This window comes from Costertonia aggregata (assembly GCF_013402795.1).
GTDB classification, from domain to species: Bacteria; Bacteroidota; Bacteroidia; order Flavobacteriales; family Flavobacteriaceae; genus Costertonia; species Costertonia aggregata.
Window position 1 is genome coordinate 2,901,929 of sequence record NZ_CP058595.1, and the last position, 13,107, is coordinate 2,915,035.

Below are 13,107 nucleotides of genomic sequence, written 5' to 3' on the forward strand. Positions count from 1 at the left end.
TTATTTAGAAAAATTTTAACGTCAAAATATTATGGAAATAACTCATGTCGTCAAAAGGGACTTCACGACCAAACCCTTTCAATTGGAAAAAATCACTAATGCCGTTTTAAAGGCGATGACCGCTATAGAACATGGTGGTTTACTTGACGCTGAGCATATATCCAAAAGCGTATATTCGGAGCTTTTAGAACGTAAAGGTTTAGATGAAAACTATAAGCCTACCGTTGAACAAGTACAGGATTTGGTCGAGAAAAAGCTTATGGAAGGCGGCTTTTTTGATGTGGCCAAGGCATACATAATTTATCGAAACGAACAGGCACAAAAGCGCAAAAGCAACATTTTTGAAAAGCGTATAAATTTGAAGCCCTACGAATACCCGGCGTTATATGAGTATGTTCCGGCCATACGACACTCGTATTGGATACATACGGAATTTAATTTCACTAGCGACATACAAGATTTTAAGACTCGGTTGTCTACCACCGAACGAAGTGCCATCAAAAACACTATGCTGGCCATTTCCCAAATTGAGGTCGCCGTTAAATCTTTTTGGGGGGATATCTATCACAAGATGCCAAAACCGGAAATTGGGTCGGTAGGGGCTACATTTGCGGAAAGTGAAGTACGCCATGCAGATGCCTATTCGCATCTATTGGAAATTTTGGGACTCAACGAGGAATTCAATACCCTAAAGAAAAAGCCAGTAATCATGAAAAGGGTGCAGTACTTGGAAACTGCCCTCAAAAACGCTAAAAGTGACGATAACAAAGAGTACGCAGAGTCTATCTTGTTGTTTTCGTTATTTATTGAGCATGTTTCCCTTTTTTCCCAATTTTTGATAATAATGGCCTTCAACAAGCACAAAAATATGTTGAAGGGAATTTCCAATGTGGTAGAGGCCACCTCCAAAGAAGAGCAGATTCACGGGGATTTTGGCATCGATATCATTAAAATCATCAAAGAGGAGAATCCCGATTGGTTCAATGCGGATTATCATAACATGATACAGGATATGTGCCGGGAAGCCTTTACAGCTGAAAGTAAAATAATAGACTGGATTTTTGAGGAAGGAGAGCTCGATTTTCTGCCGAAAGCCCTGGTCAACGAGTTTATTAAGAATAGGTTCAACAGTTCATTGGAGAGCATAGGCATTGATGCGATTTTTGAAGTTGATGAATCCTTGTTGGCACAGACCGAATGGTTTGATGATGAAATCATCGGCACCAAACATGGCGATTTCTTCGTAAAACGCTCCATCAATTATAGTAAAAGAACACAAAGTATAACCAGCGACGACCTTTTTTAAATGAACGATTCAAAATCAACACAAGACACACAGGGAAAAATTGAAAAAGCTACCGGTAACGATACCGATCAATTGCTTCAGGCCCGAAAAGAAACCCTAAAAAAAATCGGTGAAAAACCCCAAAGCGGTTTTGAATGGCTTACCGAGCACAGCCGAAACTTTTTGGCTTCGGGCTATTTGACCGAAGGGGTAACACCGGAGGTACGTATACGTGAAATCGCGGATAGGGCGGAAGAACTATTGGGTATGCCCGGTTTTTCGGATAAATTTTATGGCTACATGTCCGAAGGTTTTTATTCTTTGGCATCACCGGTGTGGTCAAATTTTGGAAAGAAAAGAGGCCTGCCAATCAGTTGTTTTGGCTCCCATATTGACGATGATATGGGTAATATACTGTACACCCAATCTGAAGTGGGCATGATGTCCAAACTCGGTGGTGGTACCTCGGGATATTTTGGGAAAATTAGACATCGTGGAGCCGAAGTTAAAAATAATGGCCAGGCATCTGGTGCGGTGCATATTATGCAACTTTTTGAATCAATGGTGGATGTTGTGAGTCAAGGTTCCGTAAGGCGCGGTCGCTTTTCGCCATATCTACCTGTTGAGCATCCGGACATTATGGAGTTCTTGGAAATCGGCACCGAGGGGAATCCTATCCAAGAATTAACACATGGGGTTACCGTTACCGACCAGTGGATGCAAGAAATGATTGAAGGCGATGTGGAAAAACGGTCTATTTGGGCCAAAGTACTGCAGCGTAGGGGAGAAATGGGCTACCCATATATTTTCTTTAAAGATCATGCCAATAACGGCGCGGCCGATGTGTACCGGGACAAACAATTGCCCATATATGCCAGCAACCTTTGTACTGAAATTATGTTGCCATCCAATGACGATTGGTCTTTTGTCTGTGTATTGTCTTCTGTAAATGTTTTGCATTATGATAAATGGAAGGATACCGATGCCGTGGAAACCATGGTATATTTCTTGGACGCTGTGATCACCGAGTTCATCGAAAAGTTGGAAGCGTATCGAGATTCGTCCAATCGGGACGATAGGCAGACCTTTTTATTTATGGAGCGTGCCTATAATTTCGCAAAGGATAATCGTGCTTTGGGGCTTGGTGTTCTGGGTTGGCATTCTTTGCTACAATCCAAAATGCTTCCGTTCAATAGTCAAGAGGCCTATGACCTGAACAATGAAATTTTTAGGAGTATCAAGACAAAATCATATTCGGCATCAGAAGCGTTGGCCCAAAAATTTGGCGAGCCTACTGTTTTAAAAGGGTATGGCAGGCGTAACGCAACATTAAATGCCATTGCCCCAACAACATCGTCTGCTTTTATACTTGGTCAGGTGTCACAGGGCATAGAGCCTATTTGGTCCAATACCTATGTAAAGGATATTGCCAAGGTAAAGACTACAATAAGAAACCCCTTTTTGGCCAATTTGTTGGAAGAAAAAGGAAAAAATACCTCAGAGATCTGGAAAAGCATTCGCGATTACGACGGTTCCGTACAGCACTTGGATTTTTTGACCGAAAACGAAAAGGATGTGTTCAAAACCTATTCGGAAATAGACCAAATGGATATTATTTATCAAGCGGCGAACAGGCAGAACCATATCGATCAGGGACAATCCGTTAATATTATCGTTCATCCAGATATGCCTGTCAAAGAAATCAACAAGATTCATGTAACCGCTTGGAAATTAGGTTTAAAATCGCTGTATTACCAACATAGTATGAACGCCGCACAAAAGTTCAAGCAAAAGAAAGAATGTGCAAGTTGTGAGGCCTAAAAAGTGTACGTTCATTATTTTTGGCACCTTAATTTTAAACTAATCTAAATATAAATAACTGTAAATCAGTTATTTATATTGTTTCTAACAGTCTCTATTATTAATTTTACGAAAATAAATTAAAAAAAAGATTGTTATGTCGATACGATTAGGAAACAGCTGTATAAATTGTGAAAATTTGGTTGAAGGCAATGTATGTAAGGTACATGCGGTCACTGTTGGTAATAGTTATACTTGTGATAGCTTTGAGATGAAAGCCGCCTTAAAAGATGAGCAAAACTGTATCAGTTGCATACGTTATGAGACAAGTGACTGTGCGAATCCTCAAAAAGCCGCACCAGGAATGTCCTGTAACCATTGGGCACCGCAAAAAGCTTCAGCTTAAAAAAACAATACAAACACTTATTAAAAACGGCTATAATAGCCGTTTTTTTTGCTTCATATTTAAGATTATTCCTCTTACACTATTAATATCTACTCGATATAAACTAATCTTCAAATTATTTAGATTTATTACAAATAAGCTTGTCAGTTGTAAAATCATGTTTTAGATTTGTACATCAATTTAAAATAAATCTAAATAAACATAATCTTTACCTAATGAAAAAAATTGTTTTTGCCTTAGCGACAATCAGCGGACTTGTATTTACCTCTTGTAGTTCAGATGACGATGGTGTTGAACCTACTTGTACCGATGGGGTGCAAAACGGTGATGAAACTGGCATTGATTGTGGCGGTAGTTGTGCACCGTGCGAAACAGCGATTGAAAATCCGGCTACATATTCATTTGCGAGAAATGGTGAAAGTACCGTGAATTTTGGTGGACAGACCACACGAATCAAAATGGGAGAGGAATTGATTTCCAAATTAAAAGATGAGACAACTACTGAGACCGTTTTGGATGCCATGTTCGCCCATGTAGAAGGTGAGAATAATTTTTCCGATGCCGATTTGAATGCTTCTGACAAGAACTTGCGTAGCAAAACAGCAGCTTCGGCAGATTACTTCTCATCCAACGCTACTGATCAAGCAATGATCAGAGCTGATTTTGAAAGTTGGATAAAGGGTCAGGTTGATGAGGTATTTCCCAGTTGGGGTACAACCGCCACGGCGGGTAATGCAGGCCAAATACCTGACGCTACTTCTACGAGGTATATCAATGCAAAAGGCTTGGAGTACAATCAATTGTTCAACAAAGGAATGATAGGGGCCTTGATGATAGATCAAGCTTTGAATAATTATCTGAGTCCGACTATCTTGGATGAAGGGGATAACAGGGCAAATAACGATGCTGGAACACCAGCAGAAGGTAAAACATATACAACTATGGAGCATAAATGGGACGAGGCATACGGTTATGTGTACGGATTAAACGCCGATTCTGCCGACCCTAATGCCGATTTAGGTGCAGATAGTTTTCTGAATAAGTACATAGGTAGGGTAGAAGGTGATTCGGATTTTGTAGGTATTGCAGATGAAATATACCAAGCTTTTAAATTGGGAAGAGCTGCTATTGTTGCCGGTAATTATACCGTTCGCGATGAGCAGGCGGCGATTATCAAACAAAAAATTTCCGAGGTAGTGGGTATACGTGCAGTATATTATCTACAACAAGGCAAAAATGCCATCGCTCAAGGCCCGGCTTCTTTTGGTACTGCGTTTCACGATTTGTCGGAAGGGTATGGGTTTATCTACAGTCTTCAATTTACCAGAAAGCCAAATAGTAACGAACCCTATTTTACAAAAGTTGAAGTAGATAACTTTTTGACCGACTTATTGGATGATGGACCCAATGGTCTTTGGGATGTAGAAACTACTACCCTAGAGGCAATGGCTGCGGCCATTGCCGAAAGATTTGATTTTACATTGGCACAGGCATCCGAATAGTTTTGGATTATTTTATAATGTTGATAAAAAAGTAACCTATTCCTATCGCTGAATAGGTTGCTTTTTTTACTTTTGTTTACTTAGAATAAATTAAAATAAGCTATGAAAAAGATTTTATCAATTCTATGTTTTGCATCCCTTCTCTGGGCTTGTACCTCTGATAGCTCAGACGGCTCAGGGTCAGATGACGATAATCCTGCACCTGTTAGTTTTCAGAGAGGGCCAATGTTAGTGAATTGGGCCGATAATATTATTATTCCTTCCTACGAAGCTTTCGCTATTGATATGGCAAATTTGAACGCTAGTTTTGACACTTTCAAAGCGGATGCAAGTACTGTTAATCTTACGGCTTTTAGGGCATCATGGTTAACCGCTTACAAGACTTGGCAAAAAGTATCTTTATTTGAGATTGGTCCTGCCGAAAACGTAGGGTTTCGTTTGAACATGAATATCTATCCCACGGATGCGGATAAGATAGAAAGCCATATCGCAAGTGGTACATATGACCTTTCCCTATCATCAAATAGGGATGCCAAGGGTTTTCCTGCATTGGATTATTTGATCAACGGTCTAGGTGAAACCGACGATGCTATTGTTTCTAAGTACAACACTACGGGTAAAGATGCTTTGCTAGCTTATACCGAAGCTGTTCTGGGTGATATGACAGCTTTATCATCCGACGTGCTTTCCCAATGGAAAAGCTCTTACAGGGATACTTTCGTTGCCAATGACGGATCATCGGCCACATCTTCAGTAGACCGCTTTGTGAACGATTATATTTTTTATTATGAGAAATTTTTAAGAGCTGGTAAAATGGGTATACCGCTTGGAGTTTTTTCGGGAAGTGCACTTCCCGAAAAGGTTGAGGGTTACTACAAGGCCGACGTATCAAATGAATTGTTTTTGGAAGGTTTAGCCGCTGTACAGGACTTTTTTAACGGAAAACATTTTGGAAAGTCGGAAATTGGCGAAAGTTTGGCTTCTTACCTTGATGATTTAAATACGGTCAAGGACGGCGAGGATTTAAACCAATTGATAAACGACCAGTTCAATTCGGCACGCACTATGGTGGCCGATCTTTCTCCCTTTAGGACGGAAATTGAAAATAATACACCGCCTACTAACATGTTTATGGCCTATGACGAAGTTCAACGTGCAGTACCGCTCTTGAAAGTTGATATGGTTTCCGCTATGAGCATTAGTATCGACTTTGTTGATGCCGACGGCGATTAGGTAAATGGCTTCAATTATCAATAAACTCATAAAAGCCCCAGTAGAGGCCGCCCCTTTGGCGGTCTTTCGCATTTTATTTGGCTTGATGATGTTTATGGGTATCGTTCGGTTTTGGAGCTATGGCTGGATCGAGAAGTTATACCTTGAACCCAAATTTCATTTTTCGTTTTATGGTTTTGAATGGGTAAAACCTATTGGAGGTTATACCTATATAATTTTTTTGGTTTGTGGTCTATCGGCCTTGCTGATATCCATAGGATATAAATACAGAATTGCCATCATCATATTTTTCCTGAGTTTCACTTATATAGAGCTTATGGATAAAACCACGTATTTAAATCATTATTATTTTATCAGTATCCTGAGTTTTTTGATGGTTTTTCTTCCGGCAAATGCATATTTCTCCGTAGATGCCATGAAAAATCCCCAAAAAGCTTTCCAATATATTCCTGCTTGGTCCATCAACAGTATAAAATTGATATTAGGTATTGTATATTTCTACGCAGGTTTGGCCAAACTGAATTCCGATTGGTTGCTCAAGGCCATGCCTTTAAAGATTTGGTTACCTTCAAAATTTGATATTCCCTTTTTAGGTAATATGCTAAGTCTTGAATGGGTACAATACGCATTTAGCTGGTTGGGTGCTGGGTATGATCTTGCCATTCCGTTTTTGCTTTTGTATAAAAAAACAAGGTCTTATGCCTTTGTTTTGGTCGTTGTATTTCATGTGTTGACGCGTGTGCTTTTCCCGATAGGCATGTTTCCGTATATCATGATAATTTCTACATTGATTTTTTTTGATGCAACACTTCATAAAAACATCATTAAAGTACTGTGTAGAGTACTGAAAATAGCTGATAATAAGCTTGAAAATGGAAAAAGCTTGGTTTTTGATAGCAACCTTATTTCCCATTTGAAAATGATGGTTGTAGGTTTGTTTTTTGCATTTCAATTGGTATTTCCCTTTCGGTATTTGGCATATCCCGGTGAGCTGTTTTGGACAGAGGAAGGGTATCGGTTTTCATGGCGGGTCATGCTTATGGAAAAATCCGGATATGCACAGTTTAAGATAGTCGATGGGGAAACCGGTATCTGGTTTTATGTGGACAATGCTGATTTTTTGACCCCTTTTCAAGAAAAACAGATGGCTTTTCAACCCGATTTCATTTTGGAGTATGCCCATTACCTCAAAGAACACTTTGAGAAAGATGGGCATAAACATATTCAGGTATTTGTTGACAGCCGGGTAGCGTTGAATGGCAGGTTAAGCACCACCTTTGTAAATCCCAATATTGATTTGACCCAAGAAAAGGAATCATTTGCACATAAAAATTGGATAACACCATTTAAAGATGAAATTAAAGGAATTTAGTTGTAGCTTACTTTTACTTTTAACCTTTTCCGCATGGGGTCAAATGGCCATTACCGGTAAGGTAAGCAATGAAGAAGGTAAACCTGTTGCCGATACCGAAGTATACTTAAAAGAGTTGCAACGTTTGGAAACCACAGATACCGAAGGTATCTTTCGCTTCTCGAACGTTCCTGGGGGTAAATATACCTTGATCGTCTTCGCTTATGAATATGAGGTGTTTGATAAAGAATTAACTTTTGATACGGCCATGAACGTCGAGATACAGTTAAAAAAAATTCAGGCCCAAGCACTTTCCGAAGTCGTATTAACTCAAAAAAAGGAAAAGGTTTTTGCCTTAAAACATTTAAAAAAGGTAGAAGGTACAGCTATATACGCAGGAAAAAAAAGCGAGGTAGTACTTTTGGATGGTATTACCGGAAATTTGGCTGCAAACAATCCGAGACAGATTTACAGTCAAGTCGTTGGCCTAAACATTTATGATAACGGCGATGCAGGATTACAACTGAATATAGGGGGTAGGGGGTTGGACCCCAACCGAACGGCCAATTTCAATACTCGTCAAAACGGATATGATATCAGTGCCGATGTTTTGGGGTACCCCGAGAGTTATTATACACCACCGGCAGAGGCTTTGGAAGAAATACAAATAGTGCGTGGTGCCGCATCCTTACAGTACGGCACCCAATTTGGTGGATTGGTGAATTTTAAGTTCAAAAAACCAAATCCGAACAAAAAGATAGAACTGGTCACACGCCAAACCTTGGGTTCTTATAATTTGTTTACCAGTTTTAACAGTTTAAGCGGTACGGTGGGCAAACTAAGTTACTATACCTACTTTAATTACAAAGAAGGTAATGGTTTTAGACCTAACAGCAATTACAATAGCAGAAACTATTTTGGCCATGCAGGCTATCAATTTTCGGATAGGACGAAGCTCACATTAGAGACTACTTTTCTTAATTATTTGGCCAAACAACCGGGAGGTTTGACCGATGCCCAATTTTTACAGGACCCAACCTTTAGCAACAGGGAACGTAACTGGTTTGCGGTGGATTGGAAATTATATTCGCTGCGCCTAGACCATAAATTTACGTCAAAGACCGATTTTAGTTTACAGTTATTTGGTTTGGATGCATCTAGAAAAGCCTTGGGTTTTAGGACCAATAGGGTTTCCCAACCGGATGATTTGGAAGAACCTAGGGAGCTTTTGGTAGATAATTTCCAAAATTGGGGCGCAGAGGCCAGAGTGTTGACACGTTATAAGCTTGGGGACAAAGAATCAGCTTTGTTATTGGGAACAAAGTTTTACAAGACTAGCAATAATCAAAGGCAAGGGCCTGGGACTACGGCCACTAATGCCGATTTCAATTTCGTGGAAGATACCTTCCCAAATTATGAGCGGCAGTCCCAATTTGACTTTCCAAACTTGAATGTCGCATTTTTTGGGGAGAACATTTTTAACCTTACCCCAAAGCTTACACTGACCCCAGGGTTTCGATTGGAGCATATAAAAACAGAGAGCGAAGGTACTTTTAGAAATATTGTTTTGGATTTGGCGGGAAATCCTCTTTTGAATGAAGAAATAGAAGATGACAGGGTTTTTGATAGGACTTTTGTCTTACTGGGCCTTGGGGCCACATATAAGGTTTCAACAAGTGTAGAACTGTATGGCAATTTTTCCCAGAATTACAGGTCGGTAACGTTTAATGATATCAGGGTGGTAAACCCTTCATTTCAAGTGGATCAAAATATAACAGATGAAGATGGTTTTACGGCAGATATCGGGGCAAGGGGAAGATATAAGGACATTTTGTCCTATGATATCAGTGCTTTTGGACTATTGTATGACAATAGGTTGGGCGAGATTTTAAAACCGGCGACACGGACCGATGCCAATGGAAACGAAATTGAAACTGGAGGAATCGTTCGTTTTAGGGGCAACATAGGTACCGCTTTTATGTATGGGTTGGAGGGTTTTGCCAATTGGAGCCTAAAAGAGACATTTTTTTCGGGAGTTGAAAATTTGAAAATCAATTATTTTGTAAACTTGGCCTTAACCGAATCCGAATATTTAGAGTCAGAAGAAAATAACGTTGAAGGGAACAAAGTGGAGTTCATCCCTAGCATTAATTTAAAAACCGGTTTCAACTTTGGGTATGATAATCTTTTGGGAAGCCTACAATATACCTATTTGTCAAGTCAATTTACCGATGCCACAAACGCATTACAGGACATCAATGACAATCAAAGAGGTATAGAGGGCGAGATACCGGCATATGATGTTTTGGATTTTAGTCTATCCTATTCCTATAAAAAATGGAGACTGGAAGCGGGAATCAATAACCTTTTGGACAATAGTTATTTTACCCGAAGAGCTACCGGATATCCTGGGCCTGGTATAATCCCTGCCGAACCAAGAACATTTTATACGACCTTGCAGTTAAAATTGTAAATTCAAGCTTGAATGTAAAGCTTCGTTTATGTGCTTTTTTAACCAATAAAAACCGTACATTTGCACGCAATTAAATCCTTAATTGCTATGCAAGCCCACCTTAATAAAATTCTTGGAGAAGGTCTCACGTATGATGATGTTCTTTTGGTTCCCGCATTTTCAGAAGTACTTCCAAGGGAAGTAAACATACAATCTAAATTCACACGTAACATAACCATCAATGTACCCATTGTTTCAGCAGCAATGGATACAGTTACCGAAAGTAGAATGGCCATTGCCATAGCACAAGAAGGGGGTATCGGGGTGCTACATAAAAACATGACCATTGAGCAACAGGCGTTAAAGGTAAGAAAGGTAAAACGTGCCGAAAGCGGCATGATTATGGATCCCGTAACGCTTCCATTGGATTCATTGGTCAAGGATGCCAAAGCTAATATGAAGGAATTCAGTATTGGCGGAATTCCCATAGTAGACGATAACGGAAAATTAATAGGTATCGTGACCAACCGTGACCTACGTTTTGAGAAAAATAACGATAGACCCATCTCCGAAGTAATGACATCGGAAAATTTGGTTACCGTGAGCGAGGGAACCTCATTGGAGCAGGCCGAGGATATCCTTCAAGAAAATAAAATAGAGAAGCTCCCTGTGGTCAATAAGGACAACAAATTGGTGGGGCTTATCACATTTAGGGATATTACCAAACTTACTCAGAAGCCCATTGCCAACAAAGACCAATATGGTAGGTTACGGGTAGCTGCTGCTTTAGGGGTTACAGGTGACGCGGTCGATAGGGCGGAAGCTTTGGTAAATGCAGGTGTGGATGCCGTTGTTATAGATACTGCCCATGGCCATACAAAAGGTGTCGTTGCCGTTTTAAAAGAAGTAAAGAACAAATTTCCCGAGCTAGATGTAATTGTGGGTAATATTGCTACAGGAGAAGCTGCAAAATATTTGGTGGAAGCTGGTGCAGATGCGGTAAAAGTTGGTATAGGTCCAGGTTCTATTTGTACGACCAGAGTAGTGGCAGGCGTAGGTTTTCCCCAATTTTCAGCGGTTCTGGAAGTTGCTGCCGCTATTAAAGGTTCGGGTGTACCCGTGATCGCCGATGGCGGAATTAGATATACTGGCGATATTCCAAAAGCGATTGCCGCCGGTGCGGATACGGTTATGTTGGGCTCGTTATTGGCCGGAACAAAAGAATCTCCCGGTGAGACCATTATTTATGAAGGTCGTAAATTTAAGTCGTATCGCGGTATGGGTTCTGTTGAGGCTATGAAAGAGGGCTCAAAGGACCGTTATTTTCAAGATGTTGAGGACGATATAAAAAAACTGGTACCAGAAGGCATCGTAGGCCGTGTGCCTTATAAAGGCGAACTGTTTGAAAGTATTCATCAGTTTGTGGGTGGTCTCAGAGCAGGAATGGGCTATTGTGGCGCTAAGGATATCGGTACCTTAAAGGAAACTGGTCGTTTTGTAAAGATTACGGCTAGCGGTATAAATGAAAGCCATCCGCATGATGTAACCATAACCAAGGAAAGCCCAAATTATAGTAGGTAGTTTGGATACTTGGTATTAAGGATTTTGCTATACACTATAAAATTGGCGGGTATTCTTTTTGTTTACTTGCTCTTTTTGGAATAGGTCTTCCAATCTTTCTCCAAATAAATATTGTCCCCAAAATATTTAGCGATATTCAAAAAAGGCTCAGGTTTTTGATACCCGGGCACTGGTGAGAGCATATTCATTTTTTCATCTAAAAATATGGTAGTGGGGTAGCTCATTTTACCCTGCATCAATGCAGCGGCAAATTCGTGATATCCTTTTCTTCCGGATGGTATGAATTTGTATGTTTTCCCTTTAAACTCAATAGGTTCTTTGCCTTCGCCATCCAATTTTACCATATAGTAGTTCTCGGACATGTATTTGGCAACTTCTGGATTTTGAAAAGTGTCCTTATCCATTTTTTTGCACCATCCGCACCAATCCGTATAAACGTCAACAAATATTTTTTTGGGATTCTTGTCGGTAGTCGCCAATGAAGTGGCCTCTTCCCATGAAAGCCATTTTACTTCTTGTGCCGAACCTGCCAGGCCCATACACCCGAGAAAAAATAATAAGATCGATTTTTTTACATTCAATTTTAAAAACCTCATAGTAAAATTCTTTTCAAACATTAGTCCAACTATTGTACCAAAACTAACGATTTTTTATGCACTTTATTTCATGTGTTGCCCTTACTGGTTTACCATATGTTGCAATTCACTGAAAACAGTGGCTTACAGGTAACCTAGCCCTTCTAAATTTACCAAGTATAAAGCTTATGGAAAGGATGAGACATCCTACAAAATTTTGAAACTGAAAAGACAATGCAAGTATCTAAAATTTTACCGTTTCTAGAAGTTAAAAAACCTTTGGATATTCTAAAGGGCATAAGCGATTTTAATGCAAAGACATTTGAAGAAAACAAAATTTTGGTGAAAATAGTATGCAATGCCGGATATGTTGTTGAAGGTTTCCCGTTGAAATACGATACCAAGACTAGTATTATTTACGATATGAAAGAAAACCATATCTGTTATATCGATAATTCAAGCATCGCACTTGTTAAAATACCCTTTGCTTCTGGTACTGAGAGTGTTTGGGCCAATGGGATGTACTTTGAACCGCCCAATACCGATGCTCCATCCCGTTTAATGTTGAAGCGTGAATTTGACAAACTTTTGAAAAAATTATCAACAGGGTACGGATTAGTAATCAGCACACAATTTTTGGAGAGCACGGCTATCGAAGATAAGGAGAAGCATCAGTTTGAAAATCTGTTGCAAGTTTTAGAACGGGTTTTTGATGAAATAGGAAAGGACAACTTGGGTAGGACTTCTCTGAAAAAAATAACGGTTGTAGAGCTGTCAGTTGCAAAAACAGAACTTAACGTACAAAAAGAATCGAATAAACTGTTGGTCAATGTCAATTTGGGCTATAGGTTGGACAAAGATTTCGAGACGGAATTGCAGAAAAAAATAGAATCAAAATTATAAACATAAAATCATTTAAAAC

At 39.7% G+C, this 13,107-nt stretch carries 10 protein-coding genes; 9 read left to right on the forward strand and 1 reads right to left on the reverse strand.

Annotated elements, in window-relative coordinates; translation table 11 throughout:
* Positions 1-31: 31 nt before the first annotated feature.
* From HYG79_RS13370 to guaB, 8 genes are all read left to right on the forward strand, one after another.
* On the forward strand, positions 32-1,306 hold the full coding sequence (locus tag HYG79_RS13370; RefSeq protein ID WP_179242573.1) for a ribonucleotide-diphosphate reductase subunit beta: 1,275 nt from the start codon (positions 32-34) through the stop codon (positions 1,304-1,306).
* Positions 1,307-3,106 (forward strand): ribonucleoside-diphosphate reductase subunit alpha, encoded by a 1,800-nt coding sequence (locus HYG79_RS13375; RefSeq protein ID WP_179242574.1) that lies wholly within the window; start codon positions 1,307-1,309, stop codon positions 3,104-3,106.
* Positions 3,107-3,242: 136 nt separating this feature from the next.
* Positions 3,243-3,491: a hypothetical protein gene (locus HYG79_RS13380; RefSeq protein WP_179242575.1), complete on the forward strand. Its 249-nt coding sequence runs from the start codon at positions 3,243-3,245 to the stop codon at positions 3,489-3,491.
* Between the two features lie 215 nt (positions 3,492-3,706).
* Positions 3,707-4,993, forward strand: coding sequence for a DUF4856 domain-containing protein (locus HYG79_RS13385; RefSeq protein ID WP_179242576.1), 1,287 nt, complete (start codon positions 3,707-3,709; stop codon positions 4,991-4,993).
* Between the two features lie 102 nt (positions 4,994-5,095).
* Complete coding sequence (locus HYG79_RS13390; RefSeq protein ID WP_179242577.1) at positions 5,096-6,226, forward strand: imelysin family protein; 1,131 nt, start codon at positions 5,096-5,098, stop codon at positions 6,224-6,226.
* Positions 6,227-6,230: 4 nt separating this feature from the next.
* On the forward strand, positions 6,231-7,598 hold the full coding sequence (locus tag HYG79_RS13395) for an HTTM domain-containing protein (protein WP_179242578.1): 1,368 nt from the start codon (positions 6,231-6,233) through the stop codon (positions 7,596-7,598).
* A complete protein-coding gene (locus HYG79_RS13400) occupies positions 7,579-10,050 on the forward strand; it encodes a TonB-dependent receptor domain-containing protein (RefSeq protein ID WP_179242579.1) in 2,472 nt (823 codons plus the stop codon). Before HYG79_RS13395 ends, HYG79_RS13400 begins: the two co-directional genes overlap by 20 nt.
* An 87-nt stretch (positions 10,051-10,137) precedes the next feature.
* A complete protein-coding gene (gene guaB, locus HYG79_RS13405; RefSeq protein WP_179242580.1) occupies positions 10,138-11,610 on the forward strand; it encodes an IMP dehydrogenase in 1,473 nt (490 codons plus the stop codon).
* Between the two features lie 62 nt (positions 11,611-11,672).
* Here the strand turns inward: guaB and HYG79_RS13410 are convergent, their stop codons facing one another.
* A complete protein-coding gene (locus HYG79_RS13410; protein WP_228027991.1) occupies positions 11,673-12,149 on the reverse strand; it encodes a thioredoxin family protein in 477 nt (158 codons plus the stop codon).
* Between the two features lie 270 nt (positions 12,150-12,419).
* Between HYG79_RS13410 and HYG79_RS13415 the strand changes: the two genes are divergently transcribed.
* Positions 12,420-13,088 (forward strand): hypothetical protein, encoded by a 669-nt coding sequence (locus HYG79_RS13415; RefSeq protein WP_179242582.1) that lies wholly within the window; start codon positions 12,420-12,422, stop codon positions 13,086-13,088.
* Positions 13,089-13,107 lie beyond the last annotated feature (19 nt).